The organism is Streptomyces sp. NPDC096176, assembly GCF_044763255.1.
Taxonomy (GTDB): Bacteria; Actinomycetota; Actinomycetes; order Streptomycetales; family Streptomycetaceae; genus Streptomyces.
Genome location: NZ_JBIWFV010000004.1, coordinates 332,669 through 349,045, shown reverse-complemented (window position 1 = coordinate 349,045; position 16,377 = coordinate 332,669). Strand labels below are relative to the sequence as shown.

The 16,377-nt window shown below is 73.6% G+C and carries 10 protein-coding genes; 9 read left to right on the top strand and 1 reads right to left on the bottom strand.

From position 1 onward, the window contains the following. Nucleotides 1-111: 111 nt before the first annotated feature. From ACIQ7Q_RS13355 to ACIQ7Q_RS13325, 7 genes are all read left to right on the top strand, one after another. Nucleotides 112-1,506: a hypothetical protein gene (locus ACIQ7Q_RS13355; RefSeq protein WP_403859797.1), complete on the top strand. Its 1,395-nt coding sequence runs from the start codon at nt 112-114 to the stop codon at nt 1,504-1,506. 11 nt (nt 1,507-1,517) lie between these two features. Then, on the top strand, nt 1,518-2,552 hold the full coding sequence (locus ACIQ7Q_RS13350) for a glutamate ABC transporter substrate-binding protein (RefSeq protein ID WP_403859794.1): 1,035 nt from the start codon (nt 1,518-1,520) through the stop codon (nt 2,550-2,552). An 88-nt stretch (nt 2,553-2,640) separates the two neighbouring features. After that, entirely contained in the window at nt 2,641-3,984 is a 1,344-nt protein-coding gene (locus tag ACIQ7Q_RS13345; protein WP_403859791.1) for a hypothetical protein, read from the top strand. Next, nucleotides 3,981-6,602: a tetratricopeptide repeat protein gene (locus tag ACIQ7Q_RS13340; RefSeq protein ID WP_403859789.1), complete on the top strand. Its 2,622-nt coding sequence runs from the start codon at nt 3,981-3,983 to the stop codon at nt 6,600-6,602. Before ACIQ7Q_RS13345 ends, ACIQ7Q_RS13340 begins: the two co-directional genes overlap by 4 nt. Before the next feature lie 3 nt (nt 6,603-6,605). Then, the gene (locus ACIQ7Q_RS13335) at nt 6,606-8,375 is read left to right on the top strand and encodes a protein phosphatase 2C domain-containing protein (protein WP_403859786.1); all 1,770 of its coding nucleotides are present in this window, start codon (nt 6,606-6,608) and stop codon (nt 8,373-8,375) included. Nucleotides 8,376-8,499: 124 nt separating this feature from the next. Further along, entirely contained in the window at nt 8,500-9,858 is a 1,359-nt protein-coding gene (locus ACIQ7Q_RS13330) for a VWA domain-containing protein (RefSeq protein ID WP_403859783.1), read from the top strand. A 63-nt stretch (nt 9,859-9,921) separates the two neighbouring features. After that, entirely contained in the window at nt 9,922-11,235 is a 1,314-nt protein-coding gene (locus ACIQ7Q_RS13325; RefSeq protein ID WP_403859781.1) for an FHA domain-containing protein, read from the top strand. Between the two features lie 79 nt (nt 11,236-11,314). On the opposite strand, the gene ACIQ7Q_RS13320 is transcribed toward ACIQ7Q_RS13325, so the two are convergent. Then, the gene (locus ACIQ7Q_RS13320; protein WP_403859778.1) at nt 11,315-12,313 is read right to left on the bottom strand and encodes a methyltransferase domain-containing protein; all 999 of its coding nucleotides are present in this window, start codon (nt 12,311-12,313) and stop codon (nt 11,315-11,317) included. A 97-nt stretch (nt 12,314-12,410) separates the two neighbouring features. Between ACIQ7Q_RS13320 and ACIQ7Q_RS13315 the strand changes: the two genes are divergently transcribed. Continuing rightward, entirely contained in the window at nt 12,411-12,824 is a 414-nt protein-coding gene (locus ACIQ7Q_RS13315; protein ID WP_403859776.1) for a globin, read from the top strand. Nucleotides 12,825-12,986: 162 nt separating this feature from the next. Then, entirely contained in the window at nt 12,987-16,376 is a 3,390-nt protein-coding gene (locus ACIQ7Q_RS13310) for an FtsX-like permease family protein (protein ID WP_403859773.1), read from the top strand. The last annotated feature ends 1 nt before the right edge of the window (nt 16,377 follow it).

The following is a 16,377-nucleotide window of genomic DNA, read 5'->3' as shown; positions in this document are numbered from 1 at the left end:
CGGGTCAATTGTGGTGTGAGAAGGTCCCCTGCGGCCATACTGCTGGCCGGGAGTAGTCCCACGACCCGCCGGGGGAGGCGGGCCGACGTCAGCGACCAAGGGGGAGGTCACGTGACACACCCGCCGAACGTGCGCACAGCGACGCCTCCGTCGGCTCAGGGGCACGCGTCCGTACAGCCGCCGGGCCGGCCGACCGCGGGTCGCGGCGCCTGGGCCGAGGGCCGGCGGCGGCTGCGTGTCGCGGCGACGACGGAACCGGGGCGGCTGCAGATCATCGGCGCCGTGCTGGCGGCGCTGGTGCTGGCGTTCGGCACGGTGGCGGCCTTCGAGATCTCGGCCCGCGCCGGCGCGGCGGACGACGTGGTGAGCCGCAGCCAGCCGCTCAGCGCCGACGCCGCCTCGATCTACCGTTCGCTCGCGGACGCGGACACGACGGCTTCCAGCGGCTTCCTGGCGGGTACGGAGGAGCCGCGCGAGGTCGCCGAGAGGTACGACAGGGACATCGCGCGCGCGTCCCGTCTGCTCGTCAAGGCCGCCACGAACACCGAGAGTTCGAGCGAGTCGGGCCGGCAGATCGCCCGGCTGAACGAGGCGCTGCCGCGCTACACGGGCCTGATGGAGACCGCTCGGGCCAACAACCGGCTCGGCCGGCCGCTGGGCGGCGCGTATCTCCGCTTCGCGAACGAGCAGATGACCAAGGATCTGCTGCCCGCCGCCCAGAAGCTGTACGACGCGGAGACGGCGCGACTCGTCGAGGACGACGATGACGCACGGTTCTGGCCAGTCCTCTCGCTCGCGGCAGGTGCGGTGGCCGTCGCGGCCCTGGTGTGGGCGCAGCGGCGCAACTACCGCCGTACGAACCGCGTGTTCAACCATGGCCTGGTCGCGGCGACGGCGGCGACCACGGTGGTGCTGCTGTGGCTCGCCGTGGGACACACGGTGGCGCGCGCGCAGCTGAACGACGCCGAGGTGCACGGCCAGCAGTCCCTCAAGGTCCTCAACGACGCGCGGATCAACTCCCTGAAGGCACGCGCCAACGAGAACCTGACCCTCGTGGCGCGAGGCGCCGTGCTGACCAACGACGGCAAGAGCGACAAGTACGAGACGGACTACGCGACCGGCATGAAGGAACTCGGCGAGCAGCTGCACCGGGCGGAGCGGCTGGCCGACGACGGCGAGGGCCGCGAGCCGGTCCAGGACGCCGCCGAAGGTGTGACCGAGTGGCAGGAGCGCCACAAAGACGTCACCGCGACCGACAGGTCGGGTGACTACGACGGCGCGGTCCGGAAGGTCATCGGGGCCAAGGGCTCCACGGGCGAGTCGTTCGACAGGGTGGACGCGGCTCTGGAGAAGGCACTGGCGCACGAGCAGCGCGAGTTCACTCAGGCCGCGAAGGACGGGCGCGGGGCGCTGGCCGCGCTACCGATCGGCGCGGCCGCCCTGGGCGTGCTGGGCGCCGTGGGCGCGATCGTCGGGATCAACCGCAGGCTTTCGGAGTACCGGTGAGAGGGGGAGCGATGACGGACACCAGGACTCGTCCCGGCGGCCGGCGCACTCCGCGCAGGCTGCGCGGCTGGGGCGGCGTCGCGGGGATGGCCGCCGCATGCGCGCTGACCGCCGCCGTCACCCTGCTGCCGCTGTCCCACGACGGCGCCGACGCACTGCCGGAGCACCACGGCCAGGGTGTGGCCTCGGCTGTGCCCGCCAAGGCGGACACCTGCGAGGACCCCGAGGCCTCCCTGACGCCGTCCACCGACGACGGGCCGAACATCGACGCGATCAAGGAGCGGGGCAAGCTGGTCGTCGGTGTCGACCAGAACAGCTACCGCTGGGGCTACCGCAATCCCGCCGACCGCGGCCTGGAGGGCTTCGACATCGACCTCGCCCGTGCCATCGCCGAGGACATCCTCGGCAGCCCGGACGCCGTCATCTTCCGCGCCATCCCCACCAACCAGCGCATCGCCGCCCTGGAGAACGGCACGGTCGACATCGTGGTGCGCACGATGACGATCAGTTGCAGCCGTATCAAGCAGGTCGCGTTCTCCACGGCCTACTTCCAGGCGGGCCAGCAGGTGCTCGCCCCGAAGAGCTCGAGGATCACGGGATACGACAAGTCCCTCACCGGCAAGCGGATCTGCTCCGCGGAGGGCTCGACCGCATACGAGGTGCTGGAGAAGAACAGCTTCGGCGCGACCTTCAAGGACACGTTCGACGGGCAGAGCGCGGACGAGGACGTGTACACGGTGCCCAACCAGCTGGACTGCCTGGTCAGGCTCCAGCAGGGCCTGGTCGACGCGATCGTGACGGACAACGCCCTGGCGGCCGGCCAGGCGGCGCAGGACCCGGCGGTCGAACTGAAGGGCGATGCGCCCTTCACCACCGAGTACTACGGCGTGGCCACCAAGCTCGGCAACGACGACCTGGTGCGGCGGGTGAACCAGGTCCTGGTCGACTACCGCAAGGACGCCTGGAAGAAGGCGTACGACAAGTGGCTCGCCGCCGACCTGCCGGGCACAGCCGGCCCGCCGCAGCCCAAGTACCGGGACGGGTAGGCCGAAGGGCCCTCGGGCGAGCGCCGCACACAGGCACTACAGGCATCACAGGCACTACAGGCAGCCAAGCGGAACGGAGAGGTGATCGATGGGCGTCGCGGGACCCCTCCCCGGCTCGGCGGGGAGACCGCACGGGCCGGTGATGGACCGGGACGAGGTGGACCGTGCGCTGGCACGGCTCGACGCCGAGCACGAGGCGGTCGAGACCTCGCTGCTGGCGCTGCAGGACCACGCGGGCCGCAGGCTGCTCGAAGGCGCCGAGCTGACCGGTGTCACCAAGGACCGCTGGGCCACCACCGACCAGCAGATCACCCTGCTGTGGGGCTACTTCGACGCCTACACCGCCGCCCTGACCGACATCCGCGAGCTGCGCGCCCGCCGGCGATGGTCCAGCCGCGAGGACCTGGCCGAGCTGACCGAGCGGCTGCGTGGGCGCAGCGTCACCGTGGCGAGCGCGGCTGCCCACGCCGCGCCGCAGATCACCGGACCCGCGAAGCTCTCGGAGGAGTTCAGCCTCGAGGAGCTCGTCGCCCGGATGAACGAGCTGTACGCGTCCTCGCTGGACGTGGTGGTCGCCGCGGACGTGGTGTGGTCGGCGCTGCCCGCCCGTATCGATCTGCTCTCCGCCGAGCTGCAGCGCACCCGTTCACTCGCGCACTCCGTCGGGGTACGACCGGGCGAGCACCCGTCCGGTGACGAGCTGGAGTCCATCACCCACGATCTGTCCGCGCTGCGCGCCCAGGTCGTGTCGGACCCGCTCGCCTTCTGGCAGCCGGCGGCGGGCAGTTCCGCGCCCGGCGGCGGACACCCCGACACCGAGCGCTACGACCGGGCGGCGCGCGCCCTGGAGGACGTGCGCCGCGAGATCGAGGCCGTCCTCCAGGTCCGGCAGGACTCGGAGGAGCGGCTGCTGCGGCTGCGGGACGTGCTCTCGCGCGCCGACCGGACGCTGACGGAGGCCCGGGCGGCGCGCGGCGAGGTCCTCGCGAAGATCGCCGCGTCCGAGGTGCCCGCCGTCAGCGGACCGCCGACCGCGTTGCAGGAGCGCCTCGCCACGGCCGCAGAGCACCGCCGTCACGCGCGGTGGCACAGGCTGTCGCCCCTGCTCGAATCGCTGGAACGGGAGGCCGAGGACGAACTGTTGCGGGCCCGGGAGTCGTTGACGGCCGTCACCGCGCCGCTCGCGGTCCGCGCCGAGCTGCGCGGCCGGCTGGACGCGTACAAGGCGAAGGTCGCCCGGCACGGCATGGGGGAGGACCCACTGCTGATCGAGCGGTACGACGCGGCACGCCGCATGCTGTGGAGCGCGCCGTGCGATCTGCGCGCCGCCGAGCAGGCGGTCCTTCGCTACCAGCACGCCGCGGCGGAGGTCCTGGTGCCCAGAGCGGCCGGACCGGAGTCGGGGCCCACCGACCGCAGGGGGGATTCATGAGCGGGAACAAGAACTGCCAGCGCCCCGGTTGCGAGGGCTCGTACGAGGACATGGGCAGCGGCGAGCTGTACTGCGACACCTGCGGTCTGGCGCCGGTGGTGTCGTCCACCGGCCTGGTCTCGTCGCCGCCCACCGGCATCGCGGTCGGCAGCCGGGGCTCCTCGTCGGCGCGCGGCAGTTCCCGCTCCTCGCGGGCCTCGTCGCGTTCGGCGTCGTCGCGCCGCTCGGTGTCGGGGCGGCTGTCGCGCACGCTCTCCGGCAGCAGCACCTCCGCGCGGTCGGTCTCGGTCCGCAGCTCGGGTTCCTCGACGGCCTCGTCGGCCCGCAACCGGCTCGGTGCGGGACTGGTGGCCGTGCCGGACGTTCCGCGCCCCGACCCGCGCTCCGCGGTCATGGCGAACCCGCAGGTGCCGGAGCGCAAGCGGTTCTGCTCGCGCTCCGACTGCGGCGCGCCCGTCGGGCGGGCGCGTGGCGACCGGCCGGGCCGCACGGAGGGCTTCTGCACCAAGTGCGGCCACCCGTACTCGTTCGTGCCGAAGCTGAACGGCGGCGACATCGTGCACGGCCAGTACGAGGTCGTGGGCTGTCTCGCGCACGGCGGACTGGGCTGGGTGTACCTCGCCGTGGACCGGGCGGTCTCCGACCGGTGGGTGGTGCTCAAGGGCCTGCTGGACACCGGCGACCAGGACGCGATGGCCGCCGCGATCTCCGAGCGCCGTTTCCTCGCCGAGATCGAGCACTCCAACATCGTCCGGATCTACAACTTCGTCGAGCACCTCGACCAGCGCACCGGCTCCCTCGACGGGTACATCGTCATGGAGTACGTGGGCGGCAAGTCGCTCAAGGAGATCGCCAACGAGCGGCGCGGGCCGGACGGACGGCGCGACCCGCTGCCGGTCGATCAGGCTTGCGCGTACGGCATCGAAGCGCTGGAAGCACTCGGCCATCTGCACAGCAGAAACCTTCTGTACTGCGACTTCAAGGTCGACAACGCCATCCAGCAGCAGGACCAGCTGAAGCTGATCGACATGGGCGCGGTCCGCAGGATGGACGACGACGAGTCCGCGATCTACGGCACGGTCGGCTACCAGGCCCCGGAGGTCGCGGAGGTCGGCCCGTCCGTCGCCTCCGACCTCTACACGGTGGCGCGGACGCTGGCCGTGCTGACCTTCGACTTCCAGGGCTACACGAACGTCTTCGTGGACAGTCTTCCGAACCCGGAGAACATCGAGGTCTTCGCGACCTACGAGTCGTTCTACCGGCTGCTGGTGCGGGCCACGGACCCGGACCCCGCCCGGCGGTTCGCCTCCGCGCAGGAGATGGCCGAGCAGCTGACGGGCGTGCTCAGGGAGGTCGTCGCCATGCAGACGGGCCGCCCTCGGCCCGCCCTGTCGACGCTGTTCGGCCCGGAACTGCGCGTGACGGACACGGAGTTGTTCGCCGAGCTGGCCGATGACGTCTCGAGCCTGGGCGTTCGGGCCGCCGCGCGCGGCAAGCGCGGTGCGGCGGGGCGCGTCCCGGCGCAGGCCACCGCACCGCAGCCGGCCGGCGCGGCCCCGCCGGGACTGCCGGGCCCCGCCGGGTCCGCGCCACAGGCCGCCGTCCCCGCGCCCCGTTCGCCCGCAGGGCCCCTCACCGACCCGGCGCCGGCAGCCCTGGCGCTCGCCCCGCATCTCGCCGTTCTCGACACCCGGGCGACCTCGCTCGCCCTGCCGGTGCCGCGCGTCGACCCGACCGACCCCAACGCGGGCTTCCTGGCCGGACTGATGGCCTCGGCTCCCGCCGAGCTGGTCGCGGCACTGCACGCGGCGGCCGCGAGCTCGCCGGAGACCCGGCTGCGGGAACTGCGGGCGCGTCTCGAGATGCGCGACCTGACCGCCGCGGCGAGAGCGCTCGCCACGATGGAGCAGCAGCAGCCGGACGACTGGCGGGTGGTCTGGTACCGCGGTGTCACGTCGCTGGTGACCGGCGACCACGAGGCCGCGGCGCTGTCCTTCGACGCGATCTACGACGCGTTCCCCGGCGAGCCCGCGCCCAAGCTGGCGCTCGGACTGTGCGCGGAGGTGCTCGGCCAGCTGGACAACGCGGCGGACTACTACCGGCTCGTGTGGACGACCGATCCGAGCCATGTGAGCGCGGCGTTCGGGCTGGCCCGGGTGCAGCTCGCCTCGGGCGACCGGGCCGGAGCGGTACGGACCCTGGAGTCGGTGCCCGAGTCGTCGATCCACTACACGGCGGCACGGGTGGCCGCCGTACGGGCGAGGCTGCGGCGGCGCGCCGCGCACGAGCCGCTGCTGGAGGACCTGTCGGCCGCCGCCGCGCAGGTGACAGCACTCGCGGACTTCGGCCTGGACGCGGTGCGGCGCGAGCAGTTGTCCACAGAGGTACTCGGCACAGCGCTCGACTGGGTACTCTCCGGAAGTCCCGGAAGCGGGCCGTCCGTTCCGACCGCGCCGAGTGCACCTACCATGCTTCTCGGCAGCGCGCTGGACGAACGCGGCCTGCGCTTCGGACTGGAACGCTCCTTCCGGGTGCTCGCCCGGCTCGCCCAGCGCGGCGAGGAGCGGATAGAGCTGGTGGAGCGGGCGAACCGCTACCGCCCCCGGACGTGGGTGTGATTGATGGCGCAGAAGCACCAGCCGGCTGCCGGGTCGACCTGCCCGGGCTGCGACGAACCTCTGGAGCCCGGTGACCGGTTCTGCGGGGCGTGCGGGTACGACCTGTCGGCCGTGCCCGCCGCGTCGCCGGACCGCCCCACCGTGGCCATCGGCACCCGAGTCGAGTGGCCGGCCGCGACCGGCACCGACACCATGGGCACACCCACCCCGACCCAGCGCGCCGCCGATGTGCGGGGCACCGACTCCGACGGCGGCGAGCTGTCACCGCCGGACGCGGCTCCCGGCGTACCGCCGCAGCCCTCGCACGCCCCGGTCGGCGCATCCGGTGGCGGGGATCATCGGCCCGCGGGCGAACCGGGCACGGCCTCGGGACAGGCAGATGGGCCGGCCCGCGCCGCCGGCGCAGCGGCCGCCGGGGGACCGGCGGGCCACGGCGGCACCGGCCACGGCACATTCTCCGGGCCGGGGGCCGCACCCGGCTACGCCCCGGACCACCACGGACACGAACGACCTGCGGCCGAAGGACCCCCGGTCCCGGCCGCAGGACCGTCAGCCGTACCGGCGGCCGCAGGACCGAGCGCGGGACCGGCAGCGGGATCGCAGCCGCAAGGGGCCACCGGCCGTGAGGACCACGAGCGCGCCGGCGACGGCATGAGCCCGGCCGCGGCCGCAGGCCCCGACCCCGTCCCCGGCGGCGGCAGCGGCAGCGGCAGCGGCAGCGGCAGCCAACCGCCCGTATCCGGCGTGCGGTTCGACAACCCGCCCCCCGGCGACTTCGAGCTCGCCGCGCCCGTCCCGGGCGCCCCCGACCCTCGCGCGGCCGCGCAGCCTGCTCCTCCCCCGGCGCCGCAGGCCAAGGTCTGCGTGGCATGCCGCGCCGGCCGGGTGGACGACGACGGCTACTGCGAGAACTGCGGCCACGCCCAGCCCCGCGAACGCGACCACATGGAGCAGGAGCTCGGCTCGGTCGCCGCGGTCAGCGACCGCGGTCTGCGGCACCACCGCAACGAGGACGCGTTCGCCGTCTCCTCCACCGCCCTGCCGGACGGCTCGCCGGCCGTCGTCGCCGTCGTCTGCGACGGCGTCTCCTCGGCGACCCGCCCCGACGAGGCCTCGGCGGCGGCCGCGAGCACGGCCAACGAGCGGCTGCTGGCGGCGCTGCCTCGCGGCACCCACCCCCAGCAGGCCATGCACGAGGCGATCGTCGCCGCCTCGGAGGCGGTCAACTCCCTGGCCGAACAGACCCCTTCGAGGGAGGGCGACGATCCGCACCGCCACCAGAACGCGCCGGCCTGCACGATCGTCGGCGCGGTGGCGGCGGGCGGACTGCTGGTCGTCGGCTGGGTCGGCGACAGCCGCGCCTACTGGGTGCCCGACGACCGATCCGGACCGCCCGCGCGGCTGACGGAGGACGACTCCTGGGCCGCGCAGATGGTGGCCGCCGGTCTGATGAACGAGGCGGAGGCGTACGCGGACGAGCGCGCCCACGCCATCACCGGCTGGCTCGGCGCCGACGCGTACGAACTGGAGCCGCACACCGCGGCATTCAAGCCGGACCGACCCGGTGTGGTCGTGGTCTGCACGGACGGGCTGTGGAACTACGCGGAGGGCGCGCAGGACATGGCCCGTGCCATCCCCCCCGACGCCGCGGAACGGCCCCTGCACAGCGCGCAGATGCTGGTCGGCCACGCGCTCGACGGCGGCGGCCACGACAACGTAACAGTGGCGGTACTGCCGTTCGCCGTTCCTGAGCAAGGGGCAGGATCGGCCTAGACACGGCTTGAACCGACCACTGCTGTCCGCCGCTGCCCGCTCTTGTCAGCCCCTGCCCACCCCCGCCCGTGCTGTCACCTCGCTCCGCCCGCGGAGCCGGGCGGAGCCACAAGGAGCCGATCAGATGGCCGTTTTCTCGAAGTCCCAGGTGCCGCAGTTCTCCGTCGAGGTGTACCAGAACGAATACCTCCCGGAGGGCGGCCGTGAGGTGAACGCGATCGTCACGGTCACCTCCACCGGCGGCGGCACCACCGGTGGGGCGCCCCTGCACGGCGCCGGCGCGTCCCCTTCCGCCGTGCCGGACCTGCAGTCCGGCGCCGGCGTGGTGATCATGGTCGACTGCTCCGGTTCGATGGACTACCCGCCGACGAAGCTGCGCAACGCGCGGGAGGCCACGGCCGCCGCGATCGACACCCTGCGCGACGGCGTCGCCTTCGCCGTGGTCGCGGGCACGCACAAGGCGCTCGAGGTCTATCCGGGCGGCGGGCGGCTCGCCGTCGCGGATCCGACGACCCGCGCCCGGGCCAAGGACGCGCTGCGGGCGCTCACGGCCGGCGGTGGCACCGCCATCGGAACCTGGCTGCGTCTCGCCGACCGGCTGCTCTCCTCCTCCGACGCGGCGATACGGCACGGCATCCTGCTCACCGACGGCCGCAACGAGCACGAGTCCCCGCAGGATCTACGGGCCGCACTCGACGACTGCGTCGGCCGCTTCACCTGCGACGCCCGCGGGGTCGGCACGGACTGGGAGGTCAAGGAGGTCACCGGCATCGCGTCCGCGCTGCTCGGTACGGCCGACATCGTGGCCGATCCCAGCGGCCTGGCGGCGGACTTCACGCAGATGATGGAGAACGCGATGGGCAAGGAGGTCGCGGACGTGGCGCTGCGGCTGTGGACCCCGGTCGGTGTGGAGATCACGTACGTCAAGCAGGTCGCGCCGACCGTCGAGGACCTCAGCGGGAGGCGCACCGAGGCAGGACCGCGGGCCGGCGACTATCCGACCGGCTCCTGGGGCGACGAGTCCCGCGACTACCACATCTGTGTGCAGGTGCCGCAGGCCGGAATCGGCCAGGAGATGCTGGCGGCCAGGGCCTCGCTGATCGTCCCGGCGGCGGACGGCGGCGCTCCCGAGGCGCTGTCGCACGGACTCGTCCGTGCGGTGTGGACCGATGACATGGCGGCCTCGACGGCGATCAATCGGCAAGTGGCGCATTACACAGGTCAGGCCGAGCTGGCGGAGGTGATCCAGCAGGGACTCGAGGCCCGCAAGTCGGGCGATTTCGACGGGGCGACGGCAAAACTGGGACGCGCGGTGCAGCTGGCGGCGCGTTCCGGAAACCAGGACACTGCGAAACTGCTTTCGAAGGTGGTGGACGTCGTCGATGCGGCGACAGGTACTGTGCGACTGAAGGCGAAGGTCGCGGACGCGGACGAGATGACTCTCGAAACGCGCTCCACCAAGACGGTTCGCGTCAAGAAGTAAGCACGCAAGAGCACGCAGTGAAACGGCCCTGGGGCCGGATGAAGGAGAGGGGGACGCGCCGACATGCCGACCTGCCCGAACGGACACCAGTCGGGTTCCGACGACTGGTGCGAGGTCTGCGGCCACCGCATGGCTCCTCCCGGCGCTCCCTCGGGTGCCGTACCGCCGCCGCCACCGCCGCCCGGTTACGGCTATCCGGGCCCGTCCGATCCGAACACGACGGCGCAGGCCGAGCTGTGCCCGCAGTGCCGCACCCCGCGCGAGGCCATGGCGCCGTTCTGCGAGGAGTGCCGGTACAACTTCCTTACGCACACGGCGACCTCGTACACCCCAGTGGCACCGCCGCCCCAGCAGTCGGGCGGGCTGAACCTGCCGCCGGGCTTCCAGTCCCAGCCGGGGCCGCCCGCACGGCCGCCGCACCAGGGGCCGCCGCCTCCCCCGCCCCACCAGGGCCCTCCTCCGTATCAGGGTGCTTCTCCGCACCAGGGCCCCCCGCCGCCCCAGCAGCAGCAGCAGCGTGATCCTTTCGAGTACCAGGGCTCGCGTCCCTCCCAGATGAACCGGCCCGCCGAGCCGCTGGGTCACGAGTCGCCCGGTGGGCAGCAGCCGGGGCCCTTCCAGCCGCAGGGCGGTCCGCCACCCCCGCCGTCGCCGTTCCAGCAGCAGCCCGGACCGCAGGCGCCCCCGGCCTTCCAGCAGCCGGCTCCGCCCGCGCCGCCGCAGCCCCCGCAGACGGGCGGCGACGACTGGATGCTGACGCCGCCGTCCCGCACCCAGTCGCCCCCGCCGCCGGGCCCGCACGGTCACCAGGGACCCCAGGGCCCCCAGGTACCGCACGGCCGGCAGGGACCCGGCCATCAGGGGCCGCCTCCGTTCCAGCAGCAGTCCGCACCGCAGCAGCACCAGCAGGGCCCCGGCATGCAGGGCGCCCACCCCGGTCAGCCGCAGGCTCCCCAGCACCAGTCGGCTCCGGCGGGCTGGACGGCCGTGGTCGGGCCGGACCGCGAGTACTTCCTGGCGATGATGCAGCGCAGCGGCCCGGAGGCCACCGGCCTCAACCTGCCCGCGTACTCCCCCGAGCAGCACCTGGCGCTCACCGGCGGGCAGATCACCATCGGCCGCCGCCGGCAGTCCACGGGCGAGTCCCCCGACATCGACCTGTCCGTGCCTCCGGAGGACCCGGGCGTCTCTCACCAGCACGCGGTGCTGGTGCAGCAGCCGGACGGATCCTGGGCGGTCGTCGACCAGAACTCCACCAACGGCACGACGCTCAACGGCGGCGAGGACCCGATCCAGCCGTATGTCCCGATTCCGCTGAACGACGGCGACCGGGTGCATGTCGGCGCCTGGACGACGATCACGGTCCGCCGCGGCTGACGCACCACCACCGCGACGTCCGGCCGGCATCCGCATGCATGGCGCGCGCTCCTCTATACGGGGCGCGCGCCTCGTGCGTTCACCCGCCGAACTGCCCGAGGGGCCACACGTACGGTCCCTCGGGATCGTCCAGCCAGGCCCACTGGCGGTCGCCGCTGAGCGTGACGCCGAATCGGTTGCGCCCCGGGCGGTGCTCGCGTTCCCACAGGGACAGCGCCTCGCGCGGGTCGAGGCTGCCCGCGGTCAGGCTGAGCAGGAAGCGGAAGAGGTCGTTCTCGATCGCTCCCCTGGGTAGCCCGCCGGCCCGGCCCTCCAGTGGGTGGGCACCGCCGCGCAGCGGTACGAAGAAGGCCGACGTGCGCAGGAAGCGCCCCTCCGCTCCGCGGCCTTCCGCGTCGTGGCGGACGCGCAGCACGATGATGCCCGTGGACAGCGGTGCGACGATCCGCGCTCCGTGGTGGCACTGCGCGGGCCATTCGAGCGGGATCGACGGCAGCGTGCAGGTCGCGATGACGCAGTCGAAGGGCGCGCGCTCCGGGCAGCCGCGTGCGCCGTCGCCGGTGATCACAGTGGGGCGATGACCGGCGGTCGCGAGGTGGGTGCGGGCGGACTCGGTGATCTCCGGGTCGAGGTCGACGGTCGTGACCGCCGCGTCGCCGAGCCGGTGGCACAGCAGGGCGGCGTTGTAGCCGGTGCCGGCGCCGATCTCGAGGGCCGTGTCCCCGTCGGTGACCTCGAGCGCGTGCAGCATCAGGGCCATGAGCGAGGGCTGGCTGCTGGAGGAGAGCAGCTCGCCGTCGCGCAGACGCGTGGCCAGCGGCTCGTCCCGGTACGCGCCGCGCAGCCAGCGTTCGCGTTTCACGGGGTGGGGGTCCTCGCACCACAGCCGTTCGTAGCCGCCCGTCCGGCCGGTGAACCGGCCGGTGAAGTAATAGGGGACGAAGAGATGCCGCGGGACCTCCTCGAACGCGGCCCGCCAGGCAGGGTCGGTGAGTCCGCCGCCGGCCACGATCTCGCGCACCATGGCCCTCCGCGCCTTGGCGGCCGGTTCGGCGAAGCGGTCCACATGCTGCCCCATAGGTCCACTTTCCTGCCCGGTCGTCCCCGAAGCGAGTGTCCGGGCCGTGACCGGGGAAGTCCTAGGACCTCTGTCTTCGGCCGGTGGGTCTGAGAGCATGGGAGGCGTGAGTGAGATTCCGCGCGGGACCCTTCAGGAGCAGACCTTCTACGAGCAGGTCGGCGGCGAGGAGACCTTCCGGCGCCTCGTCCACCGTTTCTACGAGGGCGTCGCGGAGGATCCGCTGCTGCGGCCCATGTACCCGGAGGAGGATCTGGGTCCGGCCGAGGAGCGCCTCACGCTGTTCCTGATCCAGTACTGGGGCGGACCCCGCACCTACAGCGACAACCGGGGCCACCCGCGGCTCCGTATGCGCCACGGGCCGTTCACCGTTGACCGGGCCGCCCACGACGCGTGGCTGAAGCACATGCGCACGGCTGTGGACGAGCTGGGCCTCGCCGAGGAGCACGAGCGGCAGCTGTGGGACTACCTGACGTACGCCGCGGCCTCGATGGTGAACGCCCCCGACTGAGTCCGCTGAGCCGGGCCCTCCCGACGGTGAGCGGAATGCAGGACGGTCACGATCGGGTCAAGGTCGTATCGCAAGCGGTTTCCCCGAACCCATGTGCTCTGAAAGCATCCGGGAAAGGCCGGCGTCGGGGGGCGCCGACGGGGACGGCCGGGCGGGGGACGGGTGACGGGGTTCGTACTACTGCGCGTCAGAGCGCACCGGCTGCTGCTCTCGGCGGCCCTTCTCGCGGTGCTGCTCACCACCGGTGTGCTCGCCTCGCTCGCCGCCTTCTCCGGGTCCGTCGGGGACGCCGCGCTGCGGCACACCCTGAGCGGCAGGAACGCGGCCGGCGCCGCTCTCACCGTCAGCGCGAAAGTGCCTCCGCAGCGGCGCGAGGCGGCCGAGGAGGCCGTACTCGCCGGCGCCCGGCGGTCCTTCGACGGCCTGCCGGTGACCGTGCGAAAACTGGAGCGCTCCGGGCCGTACGCGCTGCCGCGCGCGCTCCAGGCCCCCGAGGCGCGTCGGGGCGAGCCCGATCTCACGCACTTCGCCGTCCTCGACCGCAGCCGCGTCGAACTGGTCTCCGGTGCGCTGCCGGGCCGCGCCTCCGGCAGCGCAGTACCCGTCGCGCTGCCGGAGAACGCCGCGCAGCAGCTGAGCCTGGAGGCCGGCGCGCGGCTCACCCTCACCGACCGGCTGACCGGCAAACCGCTGGGGGCCGAGGTGACCGGCCTCTACCGGCCGGCCGACTCCACCGATCCGTACTGGCAGCTCGACAGCCTCGGCGGGCGCGGGGTGCGCACCGTCGTCTTCACCACCTACGGTCCGCTGCTCACCCACCCGTCGGTCCTCGCGTCCGGCCGTGTGGCCGCCGGAGACATCGCCTGGCTGGCCACCGCCAACTTCGGTGCGGTCACCACCGACCGCATCGGCGCCCTGCGCACGACGGCCTCGAACGGCCCCAAGACGCTCACCGCGGATCCGGCGTTCGCCGGAGCAGCGACCGTGCGCACCTCGCTGCCGACGGTGCTCGCCCAGAGCGAGCGGGCGCTGCTCGTCGCCCGCTCCACGCTGATGATCGTCGCCGTGCAGCTGGTGCTGCTCGCCGCGTACGCACTGCTCCTGGTCGCCCGGCTGCTCAGCTCGGAACGGACCGGGGAGACCGATCTGCTGCGTGCCCGCGGCGCGTCACGGGGGCGCATCACCGCGCTCGCCGCCGCCGAGGCACTGCTGCTGGCCCTGCCCGCCGCGATCGTGGCGCCCCTGCTGTCCGGGCCTCTGACACGTCTGCTGGCCGGGCACTCCACGCTCGCCAAGAGCGGGCTGCGGCTCGGCGAGGCACCGACGGCGCAGGTCTGGCTGGTCGCGGCGACGGTCGCCGCGTGCTGCGCCGCGTCCGTGGTGGCCCCCGCGCTGGCCGCGGCCACCGGCGCGCTGCGGCTGGGACGTCTCCGCGGCGGGCCGCTGCCAGGGCCGGTGCGCGCCGGTGCGGACATCGGACTGCTGGCTGTCGCGGCGGTCGCCTACTGGCAGTTGGACCGGCAGACCGGTTCCGGCCGGGGCGGCGCGCTCAGCGGCGACCGTGAGGGCGGTCTCGGCGTCGACCCCCTGCTCGTCGCCGCACCCGCGCTGGCGCTGCTGGCGGGCACCGTGCTGACACTGCGTCTGCTGCCGCCGGCCGCGCGGCTCGCGGAGCGCCGCGCGGCCCGCGGCCGGGGGCTGTCCACTGCCCTGGCAGGCTGGCAGTTCAGCCGCCGTCCGTTGCGCGGCGCGGGCCCGGTGCTGCTGCTCGTGCTCGCGGTGGCGATGGGCATGCTGGCGATCGGTCAGAGCGCCTCGTGGGACCGGTCGCAGGGCGACCAGGCCGACTTCAGGGCCGGCGCGTCGGTACGCGTGACCGACAGCGGGACCGGCCGGCCCGGGGACGCCGGTCTGTACGTGTCCCTGCCCGGCGTGCGCGAGGCCGCGCCCGCTCACCGCGCAGCCATGGGTCTCTCCGGCAACCGCACCGCGACGGTGCTCGCACTCGACACCGCCCGCGCGGACGAACACCTGCTGCTGCGCGGCGATCTCGCGGCCCGCTCCCCCGGTCGGCTGCTCGACTCCGTACGTACGCAGCAGACCGCCCGGCCCGGCCTGCTGCTGCCCGAGGACGCCCGACGGCTCACCCTCGACCTGCGGATCACGGACAAGCAGCCACCGGCGGACGCCTCCGTGTCGGAGCTCGCGCCCCGGGTCGCCGTCGTCGTCGAGGACCGCTACGGCCTGGCCCACCGTCTTTTCGCCGGGACGGTGGCCGCCGACGGCACGTCGCACACGGTGACCCTCGACCTGGACGAGACCGCCTCCGGAGGCCACGCCGCCCCCGCCGGGCCGCTGGCGCTGACCGGGCTGCAGTTGGACGGCGACATACCGTCCGGTCCCGCGAGATCGCACCGGCTGACCGTGGAACGTGTGCAGACCACTGACGTGGAAGGCACGGCAAGCAGCGTCAGGGCGCCGGCAGGACTGCGCTGGGAAGGCAGTTACACCGAGACCATGGCCGGGCAGTCCCAGTCCCCCGAGCCGCTTCGCCCCGCCGCCTCCGCTGCGCGGCCGTTGACCCTCGACTACGTCGTGGGCCCGGACCCCCACGCCACGGACGCGTGGGGGAGCCACGTCACGTCGGAGTTCGGCGTCCGTTCCACCGCGGCCCGCCCCGCCGCACCGAAGCCGATCGCGGCCGTGGCCACCGACGACTTCCTGAGCGCCGCGGGAGCGGAGCGCGGCGAGAGCCTCGACGTGACGCTGGCCGGAGAGGTGCTGCGAGTCCGGATCGTGGGGACGGTGGAGCAACTGCCGACGACCGGGCCCGGGGCAGCGGGCCCTGCCCCGTCCGGCGCCACGGACGGGGCCGGCGACGGCACTGCGGCCGCGGCGCAGGAGAGCCTCGACGGCGGTGCGCTGCTCCTCGATCTGCGCGCCGTCAACGAGGCCTTCGCCGACCGGGCGGGTGCGTCCCTCAAACCCAACGAGTGGTGGCTGAGCACCGCCCCCGGAAAGGCGGACGAGGTCGCGGAAGCACTGCGTGAGCGGCCCGACGCCGACCCCGGCCAGGTGGTCGTGCGGGACGAGACAGCCGAGGAGTTGCTCGGCGACCCCCTCGGCGCCGGGCCGCGCTCGGCGCTGTTGGCGGTGGCACTGGCCGCCGCGGCACTCGCCGCGGTCGGTTTCGCGGTGAGCGCGGCCGGTTCACTGCGGGAACGGTCCTCCGAACTCGCCGTGCTCCGCGCCCTGGGTGCTCCCCGCCGCCGGCTCGCCCGGCTGGTCGCGGCCGAGCAGAGCGTGCTGATCGGCATCGCCCTGCTGGTGGGGCTCGCCCTCGGCGCGGTACTGACCCGGGCGGTGGTCCCGCTGATCGTCCTCACCGGACAGGCCACCAAGCCTGTGCCGCGCGTACTCGTCGAACTGCCCGTCGGACAGGTGGGCCTGCTCCTCGCGGGAGTCGCCGCGCTGCCGCTGCTGATCGTCGCCGTCATCGCCCTGCGTCGCGCCGACCCCGCGGTGACCCTGCGACACCAGGGGGACCACTGAC

Coding starts and splice junctions, on each gene's coding strand:
- ACIQ7Q_RS13350 (WP_403859794.1), top strand. CDS start 1,518: ATGACGGACACCAGGACTCGTCCCGGCGGCCGGCGCACTCCGCGCAGG.
- ACIQ7Q_RS13345 (WP_403859791.1), top strand. CDS start 2,641: ATGGGCGTCGCGGGACCCCTCCCCGGCTCGGCGGGGAGACCGCACGGG.
- ACIQ7Q_RS13340 (WP_403859789.1), top strand. CDS start 3,981: ATGAGCGGGAACAAGAACTGCCAGCGCCCCGGTTGCGAGGGCTCGTAC.
- ACIQ7Q_RS13335 (WP_403859786.1), top strand. CDS start 6,606: ATGGCGCAGAAGCACCAGCCGGCTGCCGGGTCGACCTGCCCGGGCTGC.
- ACIQ7Q_RS13330 (WP_403859783.1), top strand. CDS start 8,500: ATGGCCGTTTTCTCGAAGTCCCAGGTGCCGCAGTTCTCCGTCGAGGTG.
- ACIQ7Q_RS13325 (WP_403859781.1), top strand. CDS start 9,922: ATGCCGACCTGCCCGAACGGACACCAGTCGGGTTCCGACGACTGGTGC.
- ACIQ7Q_RS13320 (WP_403859778.1), bottom strand. CDS start 12,313: ATGGGGCAGCATGTGGACCGCTTCGCCGAACCGGCCGCCAAGGCGCGG.
- ACIQ7Q_RS13315 (WP_403859776.1), top strand. CDS start 12,411: ATGGGAGGCGTGAGTGAGATTCCGCGCGGGACCCTTCAGGAGCAGACC.